General features: G+C 65.6%; 21 protein-coding genes, 1 pseudogene and 1 riboswitch. Of the genes and pseudogenes, 15 read left to right on the forward strand and 7 right to left on the reverse strand.

Translation table 11 applies throughout. The features are described from left to right. Together F6X40_RS29385 and F6X40_RS29390 are read right to left on the reverse strand one after the other, a co-directional pair. Positions 1-1,272: coniferyl aldehyde dehydrogenase (locus F6X40_RS29385; RefSeq protein ID WP_187630230.1), on the reverse strand; the 1,272-nt coding region annotated here is incomplete at its 3' end. 109 nt (positions 1,273-1,381) lie between these two features. Next, complete coding sequence (locus F6X40_RS29390; protein ID WP_187630231.1) at positions 1,382-3,067, reverse strand: isovaleryl-CoA dehydrogenase; 1,686 nt, start codon at positions 3,065-3,067, stop codon at positions 1,382-1,384. Between the two features lie 316 nt (positions 3,068-3,383). Here F6X40_RS29390 and F6X40_RS29395 point away from each other — a divergent pair, with 316 nt between their 5' ends. Further along, positions 3,384-5,003 (forward strand): GMC family oxidoreductase, encoded by a 1,620-nt coding sequence (locus tag F6X40_RS29395; protein WP_187630232.1) that lies wholly within the window; start codon positions 3,384-3,386, stop codon positions 5,001-5,003. A gap of 107 nt (positions 5,004-5,110) precedes the next feature. Here the strand turns inward: F6X40_RS29395 and F6X40_RS29400 are convergent, their stop codons facing one another. Next, the gene (locus tag F6X40_RS29400) at positions 5,111-6,079 is read right to left on the reverse strand and encodes a LysR family transcriptional regulator (RefSeq protein WP_187630233.1); all 969 of its coding nucleotides are present in this window, start codon (positions 6,077-6,079) and stop codon (positions 5,111-5,113) included. A 112-nt stretch (positions 6,080-6,191) separates the two neighbouring features. Between F6X40_RS29400 and F6X40_RS29405 the strand changes: the two genes are divergently transcribed. The 13 genes and pseudogenes from F6X40_RS29405 to F6X40_RS29465 form a co-directional block, all read left to right on the forward strand. Then, on the forward strand, positions 6,192-6,683 hold the full coding sequence (locus F6X40_RS29405; RefSeq protein ID WP_090802556.1) for a CidA/LrgA family protein: 492 nt from the start codon (positions 6,192-6,194) through the stop codon (positions 6,681-6,683). After that, positions 6,680-7,405, forward strand: a complete 726-nt coding sequence (locus tag F6X40_RS29410) for an LrgB family protein (protein ID WP_187630234.1) — start codon at positions 6,680-6,682, stop codon at positions 7,403-7,405. Before F6X40_RS29405 ends, F6X40_RS29410 begins: the two co-directional genes overlap by 4 nt. Positions 7,406-7,470: 65 nt before the next feature. After that, a riboswitch (S-adenosyl-L-homocysteine riboswitch) is annotated at positions 7,471-7,605 on the forward strand. A gap of 33 nt (positions 7,606-7,638) precedes the next feature. Next, complete coding sequence (ahcY, locus tag F6X40_RS29415) at positions 7,639-9,057, forward strand: adenosylhomocysteinase (protein WP_184073574.1); 1,419 nt, start codon at positions 7,639-7,641, stop codon at positions 9,055-9,057. A 173-nt stretch (positions 9,058-9,230) separates the two neighbouring features. Further along, entirely contained in the window at positions 9,231-9,584 is a 354-nt protein-coding gene (locus F6X40_RS29420; protein WP_090805530.1) for a phage holin family protein, read from the forward strand. Positions 9,585-9,595: 11 nt separating this feature from the next. Then, the gene (gene metF / locus F6X40_RS29425) at positions 9,596-10,426 is read left to right on the forward strand and encodes a methylenetetrahydrofolate reductase [NAD(P)H] (RefSeq protein WP_187630266.1); all 831 of its coding nucleotides are present in this window, start codon (positions 9,596-9,598) and stop codon (positions 10,424-10,426) included. 166 nt (positions 10,427-10,592) lie between these two features. Then, positions 10,593-12,251, forward strand: coding sequence for an ABC transporter substrate-binding protein (locus F6X40_RS29430; RefSeq protein WP_262421583.1), 1,659 nt, complete (start codon positions 10,593-10,595; stop codon positions 12,249-12,251). Between the two features lie 205 nt (positions 12,252-12,456). Next, entirely contained in the window at positions 12,457-14,088 is a 1,632-nt protein-coding gene (locus tag F6X40_RS29435) for an ABC transporter substrate-binding protein (RefSeq protein ID WP_187630235.1), read from the forward strand. Between the two features lie 155 nt (positions 14,089-14,243). Then, positions 14,244-15,254: an ABC transporter permease subunit gene (locus F6X40_RS29440; RefSeq protein WP_187630236.1), complete on the forward strand. Its 1,011-nt coding sequence runs from the start codon at positions 14,244-14,246 to the stop codon at positions 15,252-15,254. Between the two features lie 6 nt (positions 15,255-15,260). Further along, on the forward strand, positions 15,261-16,178 hold the full coding sequence (locus tag F6X40_RS29445) for an ABC transporter permease subunit (protein WP_090802566.1): 918 nt from the start codon (positions 15,261-15,263) through the stop codon (positions 16,176-16,178). Between the two features lie 2 nt (positions 16,179-16,180). Continuing rightward, the gene (locus tag F6X40_RS29450; protein ID WP_187630237.1) at positions 16,181-17,185 is read left to right on the forward strand and encodes an ABC transporter ATP-binding protein; all 1,005 of its coding nucleotides are present in this window, start codon (positions 16,181-16,183) and stop codon (positions 17,183-17,185) included. Continuing rightward, a complete protein-coding gene (locus tag F6X40_RS29455; protein WP_090802569.1) occupies positions 17,182-18,201 on the forward strand; it encodes a peptide ABC transporter ATP-binding protein in 1,020 nt (339 codons plus the stop codon). The genes F6X40_RS29450 and F6X40_RS29455 overlap by 4 nt, the downstream gene beginning before the upstream one ends. Beyond that, positions 18,194-19,444 carry a TraB/GumN family protein gene (locus tag F6X40_RS29460; RefSeq protein WP_187630268.1) on the forward strand — a complete coding sequence of 417 codons (1,251 nt, stop codon included), beginning with the start codon at positions 18,194-18,196 and terminating at the stop codon, positions 19,442-19,444. Before F6X40_RS29455 ends, F6X40_RS29460 begins: the two co-directional genes overlap by 8 nt. A 219-nt stretch (positions 19,445-19,663) precedes the next feature. Further along, positions 19,664-19,786 (forward strand): annotated as a pseudogene (locus tag F6X40_RS29465) (tlde1 domain-containing protein); the annotation flags it as partial. A gap of 184 nt (positions 19,787-19,970) precedes the next feature. Here the strand turns inward: F6X40_RS29465 and pxpA are convergent. From pxpA to pxpB, 3 genes are read right to left on the reverse strand one after another with little or no spacing between them, the layout of a single operon-like run. Further along, positions 19,971-20,723: a 5-oxoprolinase subunit PxpA gene (gene pxpA, locus F6X40_RS29470; RefSeq protein WP_187630238.1), complete on the reverse strand. Its 753-nt coding sequence runs from the start codon at positions 20,721-20,723 to the stop codon at positions 19,971-19,973. 20 nt (positions 20,724-20,743) lie between these two features. After that, positions 20,744-21,796 carry a biotin-dependent carboxyltransferase family protein gene (locus F6X40_RS29475; RefSeq protein WP_187630239.1) on the reverse strand — a complete coding sequence of 351 codons (1,053 nt, stop codon included), beginning with the start codon at positions 21,794-21,796 and terminating at the stop codon, positions 20,744-20,746. Beyond that, positions 21,793-22,446 carry a 5-oxoprolinase subunit PxpB gene (gene pxpB / locus F6X40_RS29480; RefSeq protein ID WP_184073560.1) on the reverse strand — a complete coding sequence of 218 codons (654 nt, stop codon included), beginning with the start codon at positions 22,444-22,446 and terminating at the stop codon, positions 21,793-21,795. Before pxpB ends, F6X40_RS29475 begins: the two co-directional genes overlap by 4 nt. A gap of 210 nt (positions 22,447-22,656) precedes the next feature. On the opposite strand from pxpB, the gene F6X40_RS29485 reads away from it, so the two are divergent. Then, positions 22,657-23,169 (forward strand): winged helix DNA-binding protein, encoded by a 513-nt coding sequence (locus F6X40_RS29485; protein WP_184073558.1) that lies wholly within the window; start codon positions 22,657-22,659, stop codon positions 23,167-23,169. Positions 23,170-23,220: 51 nt separating this feature from the next. On the opposite strand, the gene F6X40_RS29490 is transcribed toward F6X40_RS29485, so the two are convergent. Next, positions 23,221-23,763, reverse strand: coding sequence for a 5-formyltetrahydrofolate cyclo-ligase (locus F6X40_RS29490; protein ID WP_262421584.1), 543 nt, complete (start codon positions 23,761-23,763; stop codon positions 23,221-23,223). Positions 23,764-23,782: the final 19 nt, after the last annotated feature.

Below are 23,782 nucleotides of genomic sequence, written 5' to 3' on the forward strand. Positions count from 1 at the left end.
CATCCCACTCGCCCCGACCCCGCCGAACGGCAAACTCTCACATGCCAGATGCATCAGCGTCTCGTTAACGGCCATGCCGCCGGCGATCGTTTCATGCGTGACACGTTCAACCGTCCGCGCGTCGTCGGCATAGAGATAAAGCGCCAGCGGCCGCGGCCGCGCATTGATCCACGCGATCGCGCCGTCGAGCGTGTCGTACGGCACGAGCGGCAACAGCGGCCCGAAAATCTCCTCCTGCATCAGCGCGCATTCGTCCGGCGCGCCAGTCACGGCGATCAGCGGAAAGCGCCGGCTCCCGGCATCGGGCGTCGCGTTGGTCAGCGCATGCAATTGCGCGCCCGCAGCCCGCGCTTCGTGGGCGAGACGTTCGAGCCGCTCGAAGTGCCGCGAAGAAATGATCGACGTGTAATCCGGGTTCTGCGCGAAGTCCGGATACATCCTCGCCATCCGCACGCGCGCCCGTTCGATGAACGCCTGCTCCTTGCCGCGCGGCACCAGCACGTAGTCGGGCGCCACACAGGTCTGCCCCGCGTTCAGGGTCTTGCCGGCGATCAGATTGTCGACCGCGTTGTCGAAACGCGCATGCACGCCGATCAGCGCCGGCGACTTGCCGCCGAGTTCGAGCGTGACCGGCGTCAGATGCTCGGCCGCCGCGCGCATCACTTCGTGACCGACCTTCGTCGAGCCGGTGAACAGCAGATGATCGAACGGCAGCGCGCTGAACGCGGCCGCGAGCGCCGCATCGCCATTGACGACCGCGACGTGAGTGCGCGCGAACGTCTGACCGATCAGCAGCTCGAATAGCGCGGAGGTGCGCGGCGTCAGTTCGGACATCTTGATGATCGCGCGATTGCCGGCCGTCAGCGCGCTGATCAACGGGCCGACCGCGAGCAGCACCGGATAATTCCACGGCACGATGATGCCGACCACGCCGAGCGGCTGCGGCACCACCTTCGCGCGCGCCAGCAGCAGCCACTTGTTGGTGCGGCGGCGCTGCGCTTTCATCCAGCGCTTGCCGTGACGCAGCGCGGCGTCGATCTCTTCCTTCACGAGCAGGAATTCGGCGAGCAGCACCTCTTCCTTCGCGCGATTGCCGAAGTCCGCGTGCATCGCGTCGGCAAGCGCGTCGCGATTGTCGAGCATCAGCTTGCGCAGCGCACGCAGATGCGTCGCGCGCGTGTCCCACGACGGATACGGCGCGCGCAGATACGCATGACGTTGATCGCGCAACAGTGCTTGGAGCGCGGCGACCTCCGGCACATCGTTCTTCATGTGAGTCCACTCCCAGACGGATGACCGTGCGCGTCGAGCGCACTTATATTGGTTTGAGGTTGAGTCGGAGTTGCGAGCGGTGCGCTCGGGGTTTGCGCGGCCGCCGCGTTTACGCGGGAAAGGCGCGCTCGACGATCGCCGCGTGATCGAACGTGGCCGGCAGCGTGCCGTACACGCGGCCGCTTTCGCCGCAGCCGTTGGCGAGACGTGTCGCGATGAACGCGTCGGCGACCCCGGCGGGCGCGTGCTGCGCGAGCAGCGTCGCCTGCGCGATCAGCACGATCTGCTGCGCGATACGTCGAGCCGACGCCTCGCGCGGTTCGGCCGGTCCGTTCAGTGTCGCGGCGAGACGCGCGAGCGCCGCGCCCAACGCCGGATGCGCGCGCGCGACGTCCTGCCAGGCGGCGAACAGCGCTTGCGCGGCCTGCGGCTCGCGCTCCATCGCGCGCAGCACGTCGAGGCACATCACGTTGCCCGAGCCTTCCCAGATCGAGTTGACCGGCGCCTCGCGATAGAAGCGCGCCATCGGCCCGGTTTCGACGTAGCCGTTGCCGCCCCAGACTTCCATCGCCTCGCCGGTGAATTCGAGCGCGCGCTTGCAGACCCAGTACTTCGCGGCAGGCGTAACAATGCGCCGCCAGGCGCGTTCGGCTGATGAAGCCGACGACGCGTCGGCTTCATCGAACGCGCGCGCGAGACGCATGAACAGCACCGTAGCCGCTTCGGATTCGAGCGCGAGATCGGCGAGCACGTTGCGCATCAGCGGCTGCTCGGCAAGGTGCCGGCCGAACGCGCTGCGATGCCGCGCATGATGGACCGCCTGCACGAGCGCGGCACGCATCAGCGCGGCGCTGCCGATCACGCAGTCGAGCCGCGTGTAGCTCGCCATTTCGATGATGGTCGGCACGCCGCGTCCTTCGTCGCCGATCATCACACCGTACGCGTCGAGAAATTCGACTTCGCTGCTTGCGTTGGAGCGATTGCCGAGCTTGTCCTTCAGACGCTGGATCTGCACCGCGTTCTTGCTGCCGTCCGGCGCGAAGCGCGGCACGAAAAAGCACGACAGCCCCTCGTGCGTGTCGGTGCGCGCGAGCACCAGATGCGCGTCGCACTGCGGCGCCGAGAAGAACCATTTATGACCGACGAGCCGGTAAGCGCCGCCGCGTCCGCCGGCACTGTCGAACGCATGGGCGCGCGTCCGGTTGCTGCGCACGTCGGAGCCGCCCTGTTTCTCGGTCATGCCCATGCCGATCATCGCCGAGCGCTTTTGCGTGAGCGGCACGTCGCGCGGATCGTGCTCGCGTGTGTACAACTGGTCGCGCAGCGTATCGAACAACGTGGATTCGCGCTGCAACACCGGAATGCTCGCGAATGTCATCGTCAGTGGGCACAGCGAGCCGGATTCGATCTGCGCATGCATGAAGTAGCCGGCGCAGCGCGCGGCCATCGCGCCGCTTCGCGGCTCGGCGAACGGAAGCGCGTGTAGCCCTTCGCGGCGCAGCAGCGCGAGCAGTTCATGCCACGCGGGATGGAACTCGAGCGCGTCGATGCGCTCGCCGCGCGGACTATGCGTGACCAGCTCCGGCGTATGGCGGTTGGCGAGCTCCGCGAGCGCGAGCGTGTCGGGCGTCGTCAGCGTCGCGCCGTGTCGCAGCAGCGCCTCGCGATGCCAGCTCGCGCCGTCGCGATCGACGGCCGCGCTCAAAGCGGCGTCGCTCGCGAACAGGTTGTAGTCCGCGAGCGGCGGTGCCTGATTCGTCACCTCGTGAGTCTGGCCGAAGCCGTGCCGTTCCATCTGCTGTCTCCGTGCTTTCGCTATTGTGCGCCGCTTCGCCGACGGCATCCCCGATGCGCTTTGTCGCATCTGTTCGAGCGCCGCGCGTGATGCCGCATGCCGGAAGGAGGGCGCGCGTCGCGCCATGTTTGGAAGCCGCGCGCGGGCCGTACGCGGCTTTCATCATAGGGGCGCGTTGCCGCCGGCGTTTAGAGGAATCGTTCTGTCAGGGAGCCGCCGCAGCCCCAATACGCTCCCTACAATGCGCAGAAAACACACGTAGACAAGTGTGCACGAGACAGGGTCCGCGAGCAACGCGGACCATCAGGAGGAGCGCATGCAATACGACTACATCGTCGTCGGTGCGGGCTCGGGCGGCTGCACGCTCGCGAGCCGTCTCGCGGATAGCTGTCCCGACGCGACCATCGCGCTGATCGAGGCCGGTCCGCATACCGGGCGCAATCTGTTGGTGAACATGCCGGTCGGCGTCGCGGCCGTGGTGCCGAATAGACTGAAGACCAACTACGGCTACCTGACCACGCCGCAGCCGGGGCTCGCCGGTCGCCAGGGCTATCAGCCGCGCGGACGCGGTTTCGGCGGATCGAGCGCGATCAACGCGATGATCTACACGCGCGGCCATCCGCTCGATTACGACGAGTGGGCGCGGCTCGGCTGTGACGGCTGGTCGTGGGCCGAGGTGCTGCCGTATTTCCGCCGCGCCGAACACAACGAGCGCGGCGCCGATGCGTGGCATGGCGAGGCCGGTCCGCTGACTGTGTCCGATCTGCGCTTCAGGAATCCGTTTTCCAGGCGCTTCGTGCAGGCCGCGCTCGAAGCGGGCTACAAAGCGAACGACGACTTCAACGGCGCGGACCAGGAAGGTATCGGCTTCTATCAGGTCACGCAACGTGACGGGCGCCGTTGCAGCGTCGCGCGCGCGTACATCTACGACCGGCCGCGCGCGAACCTGCACACGATGGCCGACGCGACCGTGCTGCGCGTCGTGTTCGACGGCAAGCGCGCGAGCGGCGTCGAAATCGTGCGCGGCGGCCGCGCCGAAACGCTCGCGGCGCGCGCCGAGGTCGTGCTCGCCGCTGGGGCGTTCAACTCGCCGCAACTGTTGATGTGCTCGGGCATCGGGCCGGCCGCGCATCTGCGCTCGCTCGGCATCGACGTGCTTCACGATGCGCCCGAGGTCGGCCAGAACCTGATCGATCACATCGATTTCACGATCAACAAGCGCGTGAGGTCGATCGAGCCCACGGGTTTCTCGGTGCGCGGCATCGCACGGATGCTGCCGCAATTCGTGACCTTCATGCGACACGGGCGCGGCATGCTGTCGAGCAACGTCGCCGAGGCGGGCGGTTTTCTGAAGAGCCGGCCGACGCTCGCGCGGCCCGATCTGCAACTGCATTTCTGCGCGGCGATCGTCGACGATCACAACCGCCATATGCACTGGGGCCACGGCTATTCGCTGCATGTATGCGTGCTGCGTCCGCATAGCCGCGGCACCGTGACGCTCGCAAGCGCCGATGCGCGTGTCGCGCCGCTGATCGATCCGCGCTTTCTGAGCGATGCGCGCGATCTCGATCTGCTCGTCGAGGGCGCGAAGATGGCGCGGCGCATTCTCGGCGCGCCGTCGCTCGCGCTGCACGGCGGCGAGGAGTTGTACACGCGGCCGGGGCAATCGGATGCGGAACTGCGCCAGACGATCGCCGAGCGCGCGGACACGATCTATCACCCGGTCGCGACCTGCCGGATGGGCGGCGACGCGCGCTCGGTCGTCGATCCGCAATTGCGCGTGCGCGGCGTGACGGGGTTGAGGATCGTCGATGCGTCGGTCATGCCGACCCTGATCGGCGGCAACACCAATTCGCCGACGGTGATGATCGGCGAACGGGCGGCGGAGTTGATCGCGACGAGCCGGCGAGACGGAGCGGGAGGTCGGCGACGGTGACGCCCCCGAACCCAGGTGACATGCCGGCGCAGGCGGTTTGATCGCCGTTTGCAAGGAGGCCGGCAAACGCGAGCGGCGTAACGCGGCCGGCGGCCGGCCGCCGCCCGTCACTCGCCTGAGGGTGGCAGAGCTCCTTGCGGCGCTGTGATTCCGTTAAAGCCGATCCCCGGTCCGAGTATGAAATCGTCGCTGACGTGTGTCGGCAGCGTTTCGCGCGCGACGTCGAGCCACGCGCGCGCCGCGTGCGACAGATAGCCGTTGCGGCGCCAGCCGATCGCCATCTCCCACGGGATTTCCGGTTCGACGACCGGGCGGCAGGTGAACTGCGCGGGGTTGAGCCGCCGGCAATAGGGCGCGGGCAGCAGCGCGATGCCGACGCCGGCCAGCACCAGCGCCGCCATGAAGTCCCAATGCCCGCTGCGCCCGACGATCGCGGGCGCAAACCCCGCCGCGCGGCACGCGTTCAGCACGACGTCATTCAGCGCGAGGCTTTCACCGTAAAACACGAACGGCTCATCGGCGAGTTGGGCGAGCGGCACCTCGTTCAACGCATCCCAGCGCGAGCCGGCGCGCGCGACGAGCCACAACAGCTCGTGCGACATCGGCAGCACGTCGATGTTGTCGGGGTCGACCGGCTGCAGCACACCGCCCAGTTCCAGTTCACCGTTGATCAGCGCGGCTTCGATCGCGCGCGAGCCCTGCTCGAACAGCTTCAGCTCGATCTTCGGATAGCGCTGGCGGAACGCGGCGATTGCGGGTGTGAAGAGCGCACCGCCCATCGGCGGAATGCCGATTGCCAGTTCACCGCGCCCGAGCGTGTCGAGATCGTTCAGCTCGGCCTGCAGTTGCGCGTGCGCGGCGAGCACGTCCTGGCCGCGCTGATAGACGATCCGGCCCACGTCGGTGAGAACCATCTGGCGGCCGTCGCGCAGCAGCAGCGGCGAGCCGATTTCGTCTTCCAGCGACTTGACCATCTTGCTGATGGTCGGCTGCGTGACGAACATCTGCTCAGCGGCGACGGTGAAGCTTTGCTGACGGACCACTTCGACGAAATAGCGCAACGCGCGGAGTTCCATGAGCGTGGTCTCCAGAATTCCAGTTTGGAATGATTTCGATGATTGTAAGTCATTTTGTTTATGGCGCGGCGAGCCCCATACTAAGTGCCTTCCACGCCAGCCAGGGAATGTCATGTCCGCGCCAGTTTTCGCCCGTTCCGTGCGTCCCGCCGGTGGCGGCTCAAGTGGGGACGCGGGTGGCTTCGGCCGTGTCGCACGCATCGCCGTGCAAAGCGCCGCGATCGCGGCGCTGTGGATTGGCGCCGATTTCATCGTGCGGCGGCTGCATCTGCCGGTGCCGGGCGGCGTGGTCGGCCTCGTCGTGCTGCTCGCGCTGCTGTTCTGTGGCGGTATCGCGCCGCGCTGGGTCAAGGCCGGCGCGGACTGGCTGCTGTCCGACATGCTGCTGTTCTTCATTCCGGCGGCGGTCGCCGCCGTGCAATACGGCGGCCTGTTCCGCGCGGACGGCTGGCGCCTCGCGCTGGTGGTGATCGCCGGCACCCTGATGGTGATGGTCGCGGTGGCGTTCGCTGTCGATCAGGCCGCGCGCGTCGAACGGCGTTTCGCGCTGCGCCGCGTGCGGGTTGCGCGTAAGGCAGGCAGTCTGTCGCGCGAGCGCCGATGAACCCGCTCCCGTTCGCTTCGCTGTTGGCCGACGACGCCTCGCGCCTGATCGCGGCCGGCTGCCTCGTGCTGACGATCGCGCTGTACTTCGCGTCGAAGGCGCTGTATGCGCGCCTGCGCTCGCCGTGGCTCACGCCGATGCTGACGGTGCCGGCCGCGCTCGTCGCGATCGTCGTACTCGCGCACATTCCGTATTCGCTTTACTTCCAGGACACGCGCTGGCTGATGTGGCTGCTCGGCCCCGCGACGGTCGCGTTCGCCGTGCCGATCTACGAGTACCGCGCACTGTTGAAGCGCCACTGGATCTCGCTGTCCGTCGGCGTGACGGTGGGCATTCTGGTCGGCGTCGGCGGCTCGCTGATGCTCGCGAAGCTGCTGCACCTGTCGCCGGACTTGCAGCGCAGCCTGATGACGCGTTCGGTGTCGACGCCATTCGCGCTCGCGGTGTCCGACAGGATTCACGCGCCGAAGGACCTGACCGCGCTGTTCGTGATCGCGACCGGCGTCTGCGGCATGCTGTTCGGCGAAATCGTGCTCGCGTTCGTGCCGTTGCGCACGCGGCTCGCGCGCGGCGCGCTGTTCGGTGCGGCCGCGCACGGCGTCGGCACCGCGAAGGCACGCGAGCTCGGCAGCGAGGAGGGCGTAGTGTCCAGCCTGACGATGATGATCGCCGGCGTCGCCATGGTGCTGCTCGCGCCGATGCTGGGGCTGCTGCCGATCTGAAGAGGCGCGCTGCCGCACCATCCGGCACGCGCCGAAGTCATCTCGATTTGCTACAATCGCCGTTCGTCTTCGAGGAGCGTTGCGACGGGTACCGCGAATCCGCATTCGCCGGCTGCCCGCCAGGCTCGAAGGCTTCAATTGGCAGCATGGAATGCGCATCGCGCGAATCCGAATGCTGCCTCAAACCGCGCTCACGTCACATTTCTAGTCATTTTCTTAGAAAGGAGGGCGTGATGAACGCCGCAGTCATCGATTCCCAGAAGCAGGATTACGTTGTCGCCGACATGTCGCTCGCCGCTTGGGGCCGCAAGGAACTCACGATCGCCGAAACCGAAATGCCCGGCCTCATGCAGACCCGTGAAGAGTACAAGGCGCAGCAGCCGCTGAAGGGCGCGCGCGTCGCCGGCTCGCTGCACATGACGATCCAGACCGGCGTGCTGATCGAGACGCTGACCGCGCTCGGCGCGGACGTACGCTGGGCCTCGTGCAACATCTTCTCGACTCAGGACCATGCCGCCGCTGCAATCGCGCAGGCCGGCACGCCGGTGTTCGCGTTCAAGGGCGAATCGCTCGATGAATACTGGGAGTTCTCGCACCGCATTTTCGAATGGCCGAACGGCGAGTTCGCCAACATGATCCTCGACGACGGCGGCGACGCGACGCTGCTGCTGATCCTCGGTTCGAAGGCCGAAAAAGACCGCTCGGTGATCGCCAGACCGACCAACGAAGAAGAAGTCGCGCTGTACAAGTCGATCGCCGCGCACCTCGAGATCGACCCGACGTGGTACTCGAAGCGCCTCGCGGCGATCAAGGGCGTCACCGAAGAAACCACCACCGGCGTGCACCGTCTGTACCAGATGGAAAAGGAAGGCCGCCTGCCGTTCCCGGCCATCAACGTCAACGACTCGGTCACGAAGTCGAAGTTCGACAACCTGTATGGCTGCCGCGAGTCGCTCGTCGACGGCATCAAGCGCGCGACCGACGTGATGATCGCGGGCAAGATCGCGGTCGTGGCCGGTTACGGCGACGTGGGCAAGGGCTGCGCGCAATCGCTGCGCGGTCTGGGCGCGACCGTGTGGGTCACCGAAATCGATCCGATCTGCGCGCTGCAAGCGGCGATGGAAGGCTACCGCGTCGTGACGATGGAGTACGCGGCCGACAAGGCCGACATCTTCGTGACCGCGACCGGCAACTACCACGTGATCAACCACGATCACATGAAGGCGATGCGTCATAACGCGATCGTCTGCAACATCGGCCACTTCGACTCGGAAATCGACGTCGCGTCGACCCGTCAGTACCAGTGGGAAAACATCAAGCCGCAAGTCGACCACATCATTTTCCCGGACGGCAAGCGCGTGATCCTGCTGGCCGAAGGCCGCCTCGTGAACCTCGGCTGCGCGACGGGCCATCCGTCGTTCGTGATGTCGAACTCGTTCACGAACCAGACGCTCGCGCAGATCGAACTGTTCACGCAGGGCGCGAAGTACGAAAACAAGGTGTACGTGCTGCCGAAGCATCTCGACGAGAAGGTCGCGCGTCTGCATCTGGCGCGCATCGGCGCGAACCTGACCGTGCTGTCCGACGCGCAGGCCGGCTACATCGGCGTCGACAAGAGCGGTCCGTTCAAGCCGAACCACTACCGCTATTAAGCACGCGGCCGTCCGCGGCTCGATGCGCGCGCTCGCGCGCCCGGCCACGCGGGCGGCGGTAAAAGCTTGACGGTCCGATCTCGGGGCGGCGCGCAATGCGCCGCTTTGTTCGCCAGCGCGGCTTTTCGTTTGCTGGACATCTTCTCCGCACAGGTGCTTACAAGGAGTTCTACATGACCGTGCTGCTGACCTGGCTCATCAACGCGCTCGCGCTGCTGATCATCACCTACATCGTTCCGTCGATCCATATCCGTAGCTTCGGTACCGCGCTGATCGTCGCGATCGTGCTCGGCCTCATCAATACGCTGCTGCGGCCGCTGCTGATCCTGCTGACGCTGCCCGTCACGATCCTCACGCTCGGACTCTTCATTCTGGTCGTCAATGCGCTGTGCTTCTGGCTGTGCGCGTCGCTGCTGAAGGGCTTCGAGGTGTCGGGCTTCTGGTCGGCGTTCTTCGGCTCGATCCTGTACAGCATCGTGTCGTGGCTACTGTCCGCGCTCATTTTCGGCAACCGCAGTCTCGGTTGACCTTTTTGACTATGAATCCGATCGAACTCTCATTCGAATTCTTCCCGCCGAAAACGCAGGAAGGCATCGACAAACTGCGCGCGACGCGCGCGGAACTCGTGTCGCTCAAACCGAAGTTCGTGTCCGTCACGTTCGGCGCCGGCGGCTCGACCCAGCAAGGCACGCTCGATACCGTCGTCGACATGGCGAAGGAAGGGCTCGAGGCGGCGCCGCATCTGTCGTGCATCGGCTCGTCGAAGGACAGCCTGCGCGCGATCCTCAACGAGTACCGCGCGTACGGCATCCGCCATATCGTCGCGCTGCGCGGCGATCTGCCTTCGGGCATGGGCGCGGTCGGCGAGCTGCGCTATGCGTCGGAGCTCGTCAGCTTCATCCGTGCCGAGTTCGGCGACTGGTTCTGGATCGAGGTGGCGGGTTATCCGGAATACCATCCGCAGTCGCGCTCGCCGCGTCACGATCTCGAAAACTTCGCGCGCAAGGTGAAAGCCGGCGCGAACTCGGCGATCACGCAGTACTTCTTCAACGCGGACGCGTACTTCCGTTTCGTCGACGATGCGCGCCAGCTCGGCGTCGACGTGCCGATCGTGCCCGGCATCATGCCGATCACGAACTTCTCGCAGCTGATGCGCTTCTCCGAAATGTGCGGCGCCGAAGTGCCGCGCTGGATCGCGCGCCGGTTAGAGAGCTTCGGCGACGACCGCGAGTCGATCCGCGCGTTCGGGCTCGACGTGGTGACGGCTCTGTGTCAACGGCTCCTCGACGCGAAAGTGCCGGGTCTGCACTTCTATACGCTGAACGCGGCCGCGTCGACCAAGGCGATCTGCGAACGGCTCGGCGTGTAACCGGCACGCCCGCCAAGCCGTGCGGCCGTGACGGCCGCGCGGCTTCTTCCAGTCTGGAATGTGTCTCGAACTCGTCCTGGATAGCGTGGTAAGTCCCTGTTGAAGCGCATTTTTGGGCTGTCTATCATCGAAACGCAGCTAACCCGGCTGCTGTGCGGAGGACGATATGACAGTGACAAGAAAGACTGCGACACACCGGCTGTTCGCGCTTCACCAGTTCTGCCTGCCGGCTCTCGCCGCGCTCGCGGTCGCCACGAGCGGCCTCGCGCCCGCCGCGTCGCAGGCGGCCACGCTGCCCGACAAGACGCTGGTGTTCTGCTCCGAAGGCAGCCCGGCGGGCTTCGATACCGCGCAATACACGACCAGCGTCGAATTCAGCGCCGGCTCGTACACGGTTTATAACCGGCTCGTCGAATTTGCGCACGGCAGCACGGACATCGAGCCAGGACTCGCCGAAAAGTGGGACGTGTCGCCCGACGGCCTCACCTATACGTTCCATCTGCGCCACGGCGTCAAATTCCAGACCACGTCGTACTTCAAGCCAACCCGCGAATTCAACGCGGACGACGTCGTGTTCACCTACGAACGCATGCTCGATCCCGAGAACCCGTTCCGCAAGGCGTATCCAGTCAATTTCCCGTATTTCAACGACCTCGGTCTCGCGAAGAACATCGCCAAAATCGAGAAGGTCGATCCGTACACGGTGCGCTTCACGCTGAAGGAAGTCGACGCGCCGTTCCTGCAACAGATCGCGATGCCGTTCGCGTCGATCCTGTCGGCTGAATACACCGATCAGCTGCTGAAGGCGGGCAAGGCGTCCGACATCAACCAGTACCCGGTCGGCACCGGTCCGTTCATCTTCCGCAGCTATACGAAGGACGACACGATCCGCTTCGACGGCAATCCCGACTACTGGAAGCCGGGCGTCGCGAAGCTCGGCAAGCTGATCTTCGCGATCACGGTCGATCCGGCCGTGCGCCTGCAAAAGTTGAAGCGCGGCGAATGCCAGGTGATGTCCTATCCGCGCCCGGCCGACATCCCCACCGTGAAGGCCGATGCGTCGCTCGCGATGCCAAGCGAAGTGGGCTTCAACCTCGGCTATATCGCGTACAACACGACCAAAAAGCCGCTCGACAACGTGCTCGTGCGCCGCGCGCTCGACATGTCGGTCAACAAGAAGGCGATCATCGAAGCGGTCTACCAGGGCGCGGGCCAGGCAGCGACCAATCCGATGCCGCCGACGCAATGGGGTTACGACAAGAATCTGAAGGACGCGCCCTACGACGTCGACAAAGCGAAAGCGCTGCTGAAGCAGGCGGGCTACCCCGACGGCTTCGAGCTGACGCTGTGGGCGATGCCGGTACAGCGCCCGTATAACCCGAATGCACGCCTGATGGCCGAAATGCTGCAGGCGGACTGGGCGAAGATCGGCGTCAAGGTGAATATCGTCACGTACGAATGGGGCGAGTACATTCGCCGCGCGCACGCCGGCGAGCATCAGGCGATGCTGATCGGCTGGACGGGTGACTACGGCGACCCTGACAACTGGCTCGGCGTGTTGCTCGGCTGCGACGCGGTCAACGGCAGCAACTTCTCGAAGTGGTGCTACAAGCCTTACGACGATCTGATCAAGCAGGGCCGCAGCACCACCAACATGGCCGATCGCACCAAGGCCTATACGCAGGCGCAGGAGATCTTCAAGGACCAGGTGCCGTTCACGCCGATCGCGCATTCGACCGTCTATCAGCCGATCAGCAAGAACGTGACAGGCTTCAAGATCGATCCGTTCGGGCCGACGCAATTCCTGGAAGTTGGGGTGAAATAAGCGGGCGCGGCGCGCTTTTTTGCGCCGCATTCGTCGCCGGGCGGCTCGAATGAGCCCGCCCGGCCCGTGACAAAACCGTGGCAAAACGTTTGCACGAAGTGTTTCCTGTCGTCAACAGAGGGATTTTGCTCCGCTTGGTAGCCGGCCCAAGCTCAAGTAATATCCCGCTACGCCGGCGCAAGCCGGCCCCGAACCTGGAGGAAACATGAAGCAAAACAATCTGTTGCGCGTCGCGCGTAGGTCCACGCTCGTCGCTGCCGCAGCGGCATCCCTGCTTGGCGTCACGAGCGCGCAGGCCGCTGGGATCCCGAACAAAACCCTCGTTTACTGCTCGGAAGGCAGTCCCGCGGGTTTCGATCCGGCCCAATACACGACGGGCGTCGACTTCACGGCCAACACGTTCACCGTCTATAACCGCCTCGTCGAGTTCGAACGCGGCGGCACCAAGGTCGAGCCCGGCCTCGCGGAGAAGTGGGACGTGTCGCCCGATGGCAAGACCTACACGTTCCATCTGCGTCATGGCGTGAAGTTCCAGACCACCTCGTTCTTCAAGCCGACGCGCGAATTCAACGCGGACGACGTGGTCTTCTCGTTCCAGCGCATGCTCGACCCGAACCAGCCGTTCCGCAAGGCGTATCCGGTGCAGTTCCCGTACTTCACCGACATGGGCCTCGACAAGCTGATCACGAGCGTCGAGAAAGTCGACCCGTACACGGTCAAGTTCACGCTGAAGGAAGTCAACGCGCCGTTCATCCAGAATCTGGCGATGGAATACGCGTCGATCCTGTCGGCTGAATATGCGGATCAGCTGCTCAAGGCAGGCAAGGCCGCCGACATCAATCAGTACCCGGTCGGCACTGGTCCGTTCATCTTCCGCAGCTACACGAAGGACGCGACGATCCGCTTCGACGGCAACCCGGACTACTGGAAGCCGGGCGCGGTGAAGATCTCGAAGCTGATCTTCTCGATCACGCCGGATGCCGGCGTGCGCGTGCAGAAGATCAAGCGCGACGAATGCCAGGTGATGAGCTATCCGCGCCCGGCCGACATCGCGCCGCTGAAGGCCGAGCCGAACATCGACATGCCGTCGCAGCCGGGCTTCAACCTCGGCTATCTCGCGTACAACGTGACGCACAAGCCGGTCGACAAGCTCGAAGTGCGTCAGGCGCTCGACATGGCGATCAACAAGAAGGCGATCATCGAGTCGGTCTACCAGGGCGCGGGCCAGTTGGCCACGAACCCGATGCCGCCGACGCAATGGTCGTACGTCAAGAACCTGCCGGCCGCCTCGTACGATCCGGCCAAGGCGAAAGATCTGCTGACGAAGGCGGGCTACCCGAACGGCTTCGACCTCACGCTGTGGGCGATGCCGGTGCAGCGCGCGTACAACCCGAACGCGCGTCTGATGGCGGAAATGATCCAGGCGGACTGGGCGAAGATCGGCGTGAAGGCGAAGATCGTCACGTACGAATGGGGTGAGTACATCAAGCGCGCGCACGCGGGCGAAGACGACACGATGCTGATCGGCTGGACCGGCGACAACGGCGATCCGGACAACTGGCTCGGCACGCTGCTCGGCTGCGAGGCGATCAACGGCAACAACTTCTCGAAGTGGTGCTACAAGCCGTTCGACGATCTGATCCAGAAAGGCCGCACGACTTCGGACGTGGCGACGCGCACGAAGATCTACGGCGAAGCGCAATATATTTTCGCGCAGCAACTGCCGTTCTCGCCGATCGCGCACTCGACCGTCTATCAGCCGGTCAGCAAGAAGGTGGTCGACATGCGCATCGAACCGCTCGGCTACGCGCGCTTCGACGGCGTCAGCGTCAAGTAATCGTAAAGTTCGCGCAGTAGGCCGCAATACAGTACGCCGCAACACAGTACACTTTTCGCACGGTTAGAAAACTGGTCGAAATGGTCCGGCGACCGGGGTCACGAGCCCTCGTCGCCGGTTGCGTTTTTTCATCACCAGTACCATGGGAGCGAACCATGTTCCGCTTCGTTTTGCGCCGCATCGGCATGGTGATACCGACGTTCATCGGCATCACGATCCTCGCGTTCGCGCTGATTCACTTGATCCCGGGCGACCCCATCGAAGTAATGATGGGCGAGCGCGGCGTCGATCCGGCCATGCATGCGGCCGCGATGCACCGCCTCGGGCTCGACGAGCCCTTGCCAATGCAGTACTTCCACTACATCGTCCGTGCCGTGCACGGCGACCTCGGCACTTCGATCATCACCAACACGAGCGTGATGGGCGAATTCCTCGCGCGCTTTCCCGCCACCGTCGAACTGTCGTTCTGCGCGATGCTGTTCGCGCTGATCGTCGGCCTGCCGGCGGGCGTGTTCGCGGCGCTGAGGCGCGGCACGGTGGTCGATCACGGCGTGATGGGCACCGCCCTGACCGGCTACTCGATGCCGATCTTCTGGTGGGGCTTGATCCTCATCATGGTGTTCTCGGTCAAGCTCGGCTTGACGCCGGTGTCGGGCCGCATCGCGGTCGAATACGACATTCCGCACGTGACCGGCTTCATGCTGATCGACTCGCTGATGTCCACCGACGAAGGCGCGTTCAAATCCGCACTCAGTCACCTGATCCTGCCCGCGATCGTGCTCGGCACGATTCCGCTCGCGGTCGTCGCGCGCATGACGCGCTCGTCGATGCTCGAAGTGCTGCGCGAGGACTACATCCGCACCGCGCGCGCGAAGGGGCTGTCGCCGGGACGCGTGATCGTCGTGCATGCGCTGCGCAATGCGCTGATTCCGGTCGTCACCGTGATCGGCCTGCAGGTCGGCACACTGCTTGCGGGCGCGGTGCTGACCGAAACGCTGTTTTCATGGCCGGGCATCGGCAAGTGGCTGATCGACGCGATCGGCCGGCGCGATTATCCGGTCGTGCAGGGCGGTATCCTGTTGATCGCCACGCTGGTGATCGTCGTGAACCTCGTCGTCGATCTGATGTACGGCGTGCTCAACCCGCGCATTCGCCATACGAGGTAAATCACGATGGCTGACATTCAAAACACCGTCCCCCAAGCGGTTACCCCGCCGAGCGGCCGCGGCATCGCGGCACGCGAATTCTGGGCGAACTTCTCGCGCAACCGCGGTGCGGTCGGCGCGGGCATCATCGTGCTGGTGCTGGTCTTCATCGCGATCTTCGCGCCGCTGATCGCGCCGCACAGTCCGATCGAGCAATACCGCGACTCCGTGAAGATCCCGCCGGCGTGGCTCGACGGCGGCAACTGGAAGTTCATTCTCGGCACCGACGAAGCGGGCCGCGACATCCTTTCGCGTCTGATGTACGGCGCGCGGCTGTCGTTCTGGATCGGCTTCGTCTCGGTGGTGCTCGCGCTGATTCCGGGCGTCGTGCTCGGCCTCGTCGCCGCGTTCTTCGAGAAATGGGCCGACACGCCGATCATGCGCATCATGGACGTGCTGCTCGCGCTGCCGTCGCTGCTGCTCGCGGTCGCGGTGGTCGCGATCATCGGTCCGGGTCTCGTCAACACGATGCTCGCGATCGCGATCGTCGCGCTGCCGGGCTATGTGCGTCTGACGCGCGCGTCCGCCCAGGGCGAGTTGCAGAAGGAGTATGTGACCGCTTCACGCGTCGCGGGTGCGAGCACGTTGCGGCTGATGTTCTCGCAGGTGCTGCCGAACTGCACCGCGCCGCTGATCGTGCAGGCAACCCTTGGCTTTTCGTCGGCGATTCTCGATGCCGCCGCGCTCGGCTTCCTCGGCCTCGGCGTGCAGCCGCCGTCGGCGGAGTGGGGCGCGATGCTCGCGTCGGCGCGCGATTACATCGACAGCGCATGGTGGATCGTCACGATGCCCGGCCTGTCCATCCTGATCTCGGTGCTTGCGATCAACCTGCTCGGCGACGGGCTGCGTGACGCGCTCGACCCCAAACTGAAACGGATGGCCTGATCATGAGCAATCTACTGACCATCCGCAATCTCGCGGTCAACTTCGGCGGCCTGCCGGCGGTCGACCGCATCAATCTCGACGTTGCGGCCGGTGAAGTGGTCGGCGTGGTGGGCGAATCGGGCTCGGGCAAGAGCGTGACGATGATGGCGCTGATGGGCCTGATCGACGCGCCCGGCAAGGTCACCGCCGACGAAATCACGTTCGACGGCAAGAACCTGCTGAAGGCCTCCGCGAGGGAACGCCGCAAGATCATCGGCAAGGACATCGCGATGGTGTTCCAGGACGCGCTGACGAGCCTGAACCCGAGCTACACGGTCGGCTACCAGATCAAGGAAGTGCTGAAGCTGCACGAGGGCCTGCGCGGCAGCGCGCTAGACAAACGCGCGCTCGAACTGCTCGATCAGGTCGGCATTCCGGACGCGAAGAACCGTATCGGCTCGTTTCCGCATCAGATGTCGGGCGGCATGAACCAGCGCGTGATGATCGCGATGGCGATCGCCTGCAACCCGAAGCTGCTGATCGCCGATGAGCCGACCACCGCGCTCGACGTGACGATCCAGGCGCAGATCATGGAATTGCTGATGCGCCTGCAGAAGGAACGCGGCATGGCGCTCGTGCTGATTTCGCACGATCTGGCCGTGGTGTCCGAGGTCGCGCAGCGCGTCGCCGTGATGTATGCGGGCGAGGTGATCGAGACGAACAAGGTGCCGGACATCTTCGCCGCGCCTCATCATCCGTACACGGAAGCGCTGTTGGCCGCGATTCCCGAGCACAACGTCGGCGCGGTGCGGCTCGCGGCGCTGCCGGGCATGGTGCCGGGCCGCGACGACCGGCCCAAGGGTTGCCTGTTCGCGCCGCGCTGCAAGTACGTGGTCGACGACTGCATGAAGGCACGCCCCGCGCTCGCGCCGCTGCCCGCGCACGCCGAGCTCGCGCGCGTGCGCTGCATCAAGCCGCTGAACCTCGAGAAGGACGCCAACGTTCACACGCAAGGAGGCGCCCGATGAGCGCAGTACCCGAAACCCGTCGCCAGTCGGATCGTACTGGCGATCACGTGCTCGTCGCCGACCAGCTCGCGCGCTACTACACGGTCAAGCGCGGCATGTTCGCGCACGGCACGGTGAAGGCGCTGAACGGCGTGTCGTTCGCGCTCGACCGCGGCAAGACGCTGGCGGTAGTCGGCGAGTCCGGCTGCGGCAAGTCGACGCTCGCGCGTCAGCTGACGATGATCGAAACGCCGAGCGCGGGCCGCCTGCTGATCGACGGCGAGGACGTGGCCGGCGCGAATCACGAGAAGATCGCGGCGCTCAGGCGCCGCGTGCAGATGGTGTTCCAGAACCCGTTTGCGTCGCTCAATCCGCGCAAGACCGTCGAGCAGACGCTCGGCGAACCGCTCGCGATCAACACGCAGATGAGCGCGACCGAGCGCGCCGAGCGCATCGCGCAGATGATGCGCACGGTCGGCCTGCGGCCCGAGCACGCGAAGCGCTATCCGCACATGTTCTCCGGCGGCCAGCGTCAACGTGTCGCGATCGCGCGCGCGATGATCCTCGATCCGCAGATCGTGGTCGCCGACGAACCGGTCTCGGCGCTCGACGTCTCGATCCAGGCGCAGATCCTGAACCTGTTCATGGACCTGCAGGACGAGTTCAAGACGAGCTACGTGTTCATCTCGCACAACCTGTCGGTGGTCGAGCATATCGCCGACGACGTGATGGTCATGTACTTCGGCGGCGTCGCTGAACTCGGCGACAAGCAGCGCATCTTCTCGAAGCCGCGTCATCCGTACACGCGCGCGCTGATGTCGGCGACCCCGTCGATCTTCGAGGCCGACCGCACGATCAAGATCAAGCTGCAAGGCGAAATGCCGTCGCCGCTGAATCCGCCGTCGGGCTGCACGTTCCATCAGCGCTGCCCGTACGTGATCGACCGCTGCCGCAGCGAGGAGCCGAAGCTGCGAGAAGTGGATGGCCGCCTGGTCTCCTGTCACCGCGCTGAAGAGGTGGGGGACGTGGATGCCTGATGTGGTGGCGGCGCGTCGTCTTGCGCGCCGCTTGTGTGAGGGCGGCTGGATAGCCGTCTTCGCGCGGCGCCGCGGGGCGCGTGCGCTGGGAGGCGCCGCGCCCTGCGGCGCATTTGCTGGAAGGTTCGCCGGCAAGTTTTTTCGCACGTTTCTCTGCGCGTTTGTTCATGCGCTCGCGCGCGCCTTTTTCTCCGTATTTCTTCCCGCGTCGCTGTCCGCTTTATTTCGCGTAGGCTGCGCGCTGTCGGTCGGCGCGGCCGTACCCTGCATCGCTCACGCGGCCGGCGCGGCGGCCAGGGCGCCAGCCCAGGCGGCCCGTCCTGCCGTCACGGTGCCAAGCCCGCCACCGCCGTCGATTGCGCCGCCCCCGGTCCCCGGCACCACGGCGAGCGGCCCGGTGCGCCAGCAACCGGCGCGCATGCCGTTCTATGTCGCGACGCGCGGCAGTACGACGATCTACGTGCTCGGCACGCTGCACGTCGGCGATCCCGCCGACTATCCGGCGGGGCAGCCGTTCCGCGCGCCGATCCTCGCGGCGCTCGCCGCGTCGCCGACGCTCGCGCTCGAACTGTCGCCCGACGAGCTGCTGGTGTCGCAGGACGACGTGTCGAAGTACGGCGTATGCAAGCACGACTGCCTGCCGGGTCTGCTGCCCGAGCCGCTGTGGCACAAGCTCGCGTTGCGGCTGCGCGGCAACCCGGCCGCGCTCGATGCGATCAAAAAGATGCGGCCGTGGCTCGCGTCGCTGGTGGTCGAGACCTATGACTCGCTGTCCGCGGGGCTGCAAACGGAATACGGCACCGAAGCGCAATTGCAGAACGTCTATCTGAAGACGCGCGGCAAGATCGTCGGACTCGAAACGCTCGCGCAACAGATGCGCGCGTTCACCGGACTGTCGGCCGCGCAGCAGCGGGAGATGCTCGCGCAGGATCTGGTGCAGACGCCCGCGCAGAACGTCGAGGACGTGCGCACGCTGCACCGGCTGTGGCGGGTCGGCGATGCCGATGCGATCGCCGCGTGGCAGGCTGCCAAATCGGAGAAGCTCGCGCGCGACCCGCGCGTCTCCAATTCGATCGACAACCGGATCGTCTACGAGCGCAATCGCCGCTTCGTCGCAAGAATGTTGCAGCTCGCCGCGCCGAACAAGCCGCTGTTCGTCGCGATCGGCGCGCTGCATCTGGGTGGGCCGAAGGGCGTGCTGCAGCTGTTGCGGCAGCACGGCTTCGTGGTTGAGGCGGGTTGAGTCGGTTCGAGACTGCGGCCGTAGCGGCGGGATCGATCAGAAGGCAACTGCAGACCACCGTATAGCGCGATCGCCGTGCTGAGCCAGGCCATCGCGATCAGCGCCGTGAATCTCTGGCGCATTTCTCGGAGGCGTCCGAGTCGTGTTGCATCCTGTGCCTGTTAGCTTCGTCAGAACTTTTTTTCGCAGGCGACTAACAGGAAGGAGATCCTATTGGCGGACACGCACCGCACGGAATGGTTTGCTCTTTACCACATCGACCAACACATTGATGATTGGACGTTCGTAGACGGTGTGCGACGCGGTAGCTTTCGGTTGCACCCGGTAGGACGATTCGGAGATCGTGGATATTGGCCGTCGCTCTATTAGCGATCGTTAGTCATTTGCGTCGGCCGCGCCACCGTTGATTGGACAGCAGCCGCTTTCGGACGACGAGGTACTGCGTCAGATGGCCAGCACCTCGTCGATATGAAAGGAACCGCCGGATCGGATCGGCGTGCGGTGTGATCGACGGTGATGCGAACGCTCAGACGCGCGCGGCGGCCGCCGCATGCACTTCGATGCCAGCCTCGGCGAGCGCGCCGCGAATGCGTCGCGCGAACGCCAGCGCATGCGGGCCGTCGCCGTGCAGGCAGATGGTCTGCGCGTTCAACGGCACCCACTGTCCGTCGACGGCTTTCACGCGCTGCTCGCGGATCATCACGAGCGTGCGCGCGAGCACTTCGTCCTCGTCGTCGAGCAGCGCGCCCGGCTCCTTGCGCGGCACGAGCGAGCCGTCCGCGCGATAGCCGCGGTCGGCGAACACCTCCTCGATCGCGGTCAGGCCCGCGTTGCGCGCGGCGCTCACGAGCCCGCTGTTGGCGAGCGCGAACACCGCGACAGACGGATCGAAATCGTGCACCGCGGAGACGATCGCGTCAGCGATCTTCGCCTCGCGTGCGGCCTGGTTGTACAGTGCGCCGTGCGGCTTCACGTGCGCGATGCGCCCGCCCTCGGCCTGCGCGATCGCCGACAGCGCGCCGAGCTGATACAGCACGCCCGCGTAGATCTCGCCCGCCGGCAGATCCATTTCCTTGCGGCCGAAATTCTCGGGATCGTTGAAGCTCGGATGCGCGCCGATCGACACGCCTTTCTGCACGGCCCAGCGCACGCAGTCGCGCATCGCGCTGGGGCTGCCCGCATGCCAGCCGCATGCGATGTTGGCCGAGCTCACGAGGTCGAGCAGCACCTCGTCGGAGCCGCAGCCTTCGCCGAGATCGGCGTTCAGATCGATTTCCATGGGGATTCCTTTACTTAGTGTCACAACGCCGAGAGCGCCACCCGGCGCGCGCAACGCTCTTCATGCATCGCGATCGCGGCATCGATCTGCCGCAGATACGTGCGTTCTTCCAGCAAAGCCTGGCGCGCTTCGTAGGGCGTCGTCGGGATGAAACGGACAGCACCGTTCAGGCGCACCTGCGCGAGCTTCCACAGATCGGCCTGAATCACCGCGCCGATCTTCGGATAGCCGCCGGTGGTCTGCGCGTCGCTCATCAGCACGATCGGCTGACCGTTCGGGGGCACCTGGATCGTGCCGGGCAGCACCGCGTGCGACAGCAGGTCAGTCTTGTGCGTGCGCTTCAGCTCGGTGCCGGCAAGGCGATAGCCCATGCGGTTGCTGTTCGGCGTCACGAGCCACTCGTCGGACCAGAACGACTGCTGTGCATCCGCGGTGAAGCTAGTGTATTCGGGGCCGCGCAGCACGCGGATCGGTATGGCCCACGGCACGCCCGACGGATGACGACCGCGCCGCAGCGGCTCGTTGACCAGCACGAACTTGCACCAGGCGGGCGCCTTCACGCCGAACTCGGGCGCCTCGGGCGTGAAGCCGAGGTGGCCGCGCTGCTGCGGCGCGCCGACCGGCAGACGGTCGCCGTCGTTGAGCGCGCGGCCGCCGAGTCCGCCGAAATGGCCGGCAAGGTCGGTGCTGCGCGAGCCGAGCATCGGCAGCACGTCGATGCCGCCCGCCACGCAGACATAGCCGCGCATGCCGCGCTTCGCCGCGTGCAGCACGAGCTCCTGGCCGGCCTGCACGGGCAGACTCCAAAATGAATAGACGGGTTTGCCGTCGAGCGTCGCGCCGAACTCGGTGCCGGTGATCGCGACGCGCGTCGCGCGCAAAAAGCGCAGCGCGGTCGGGCCGAAGGTGATTTCGAGGCCGGCCGCGTCGGGGCGGTTGCCGACCAGCCGGTTGCCGACTTCGAGCGACAGCCGGTCGAGCGCCCCCCCCATCGCGACGCCGAGATGCCGATAGCCGTGGCGGCCGAGGTCCTGGATCGTGGTCTGGAGACCCGCGCGGATCACGTCGATCATGCGTGCATCCCCGCGATCGTGAAGCGCACCCGGTCGCCGGGCTGGAGCAGCGTGGGCGGACGGCGCGCCGGATCGAACAGCGGCACCTCGGTGCGGCCGATCAGCTGCCAGCCGCCCGGCGACACCGCCGGATAGATGCCAGTCTGCTCGCCGCCGATGCCGACCGAGCCCGCCGGCACCTCGAGCCGCGGCGACGCGCGGCGCGGCGTGTGCAGCGCGGCGTCGAGCCCACCCATATAGGCGAAGCCGGGCTGGAAGCCGAGAAAGAACACCACGTAGACGCCGCCCGCATGACGTTCGACGACCTCGCGCGCGCTCAAGCCCGTATGTTCGGCGACCGCTCGCAGATCGGGGCCGAATGCGCCGCCGTACTGCACTGCAATCTCGACGTCGCGCCCGGGCGCGACGGCTTTGGCCGCTGCGTTCCAGGCCGTCAGCAACTGCTCGCCGAGCGCGTCGGCGTCGGTCGAGAGCGGGTCGAACACGAGCGTCAGATTGTTCATGCCGGGCACGACTTCGAGCACCTGCGGCCAGTCGCGCGCGGCTTCGGCCGCAGCCCACACGCGCTGCTGGCACTCCAGCGTGGCGGGCGGCGGCGCTTCGCAGACGAGCGCGGCATCGCCGAGGGGAAAAATTCGTGGTTGGCTCATGACTGGGCGGCCCGGATCGAGTCGGAGGATGAGGCGGACAGCGCGGTGCGTTGGCGCATGCCCGGCGCGAAGTCGGCGACGTTTGGAGCGTACATTATCAATAAAATATCGACGATTTACCAATAAGCGTTTTTGCCAGGCTCGTCGGTGGCGAGCATCGTCGTACACTTGCGACACTTTTTCAGCCCATTTTCGTCACGGGAACCTCGTATGACGCGTCATCCCACCAAGATCGTTTCGTCGGAACATCTCGTCTCCGAGAACAGCGCGGAACTCTCGGAACTCGAATACGCGCTGATCATGGCGGGCAATGCGTTCAACCGCTGGATGGTGCGCTGCATGTCGGCGGCCGGCGACAAGGACATGACCGCGATCGAGGTGTCGCTGCTGCACCACGTGAGCCATCGCGAACGCCGCAAGAAGCTCGCGGACATCTGCTTCGTGCTGAACATCGAGGACACGCACGTCGCGACGTACGCGTTGAAAAAGCTCGTAGCTAGAGGGTACGTAAAAAGCGAAAAGACCGGCAAGGAAGTGTTCTTTTCCGCAACCGACGCGGGCCGCGAACTATGCCTGAAGTATCGCGAGGTGCGCGAAAACTGCCTGATCTCGACGCTCAAGGAAAGCGGCCTGACCAACCAGCAGATCGGCGAGGCCGCGCAGTTGATGCGCAATGCGTCGGGCCTGTACGACACGGCGGCGCGCGCGGCGGCTTCGCTGTAACGACGAAACACCGCGCAAGCGCCGGCGCGTCACACGCCGCGCATCGCGCGTTCAGCCCGGCAGCGCCGGATGAAACCCTGCCTCTGTGACGATCAGATCGAGCGGAATGTCATGCGCCTCGCGTTCCAGCGTGTCGGTGCGGCACGCTTCGTAGGCGATGCCGACCGTGATCGGCTTGTGCGCCGCCGGCCAGCCGGCCAGCGTGCGGTCGTAATAGCCGCCGCCGTAGCCGAGGCGGTAGCCGTCCGAGTCGAAACCCACGCAGGGCACGAACAGCAGCTCGGGCAGCACCACGCGCCCCGAGGTGGGCTCGGCAATCTTGTGATGGCCGGTTTTCATCGGCGTCGCGGGCGTCCAGGCATGGAATTCGAGCGCCATGCCACGTTCTTTAATGATTGGCAGACTGGCTTCGTGGTGCGAGTCCGCGGCAAGCCAGATCGAAATCGCCCCGCGCGCGTCGAACTCGCCGGCAAGCGGCCAGTAGAATCCCGCGCTGCGTACCGCGTAGTGCTTCAGCGCGTCGAGCATCCGACGCCCGAGCGCGGCATTCTTCGCCGGCTCGCAAGCCGCTTGTATACGGCTTTCCAGCAACATCCGGCGCAGCGCCTTTTTC

This window comes from Paraburkholderia sp. UCT31 (assembly GCF_014397655.1).
GTDB lineage: Bacteria > Pseudomonadota > Gammaproteobacteria > Burkholderiales > Burkholderiaceae > Paraburkholderia > Paraburkholderia tuberum.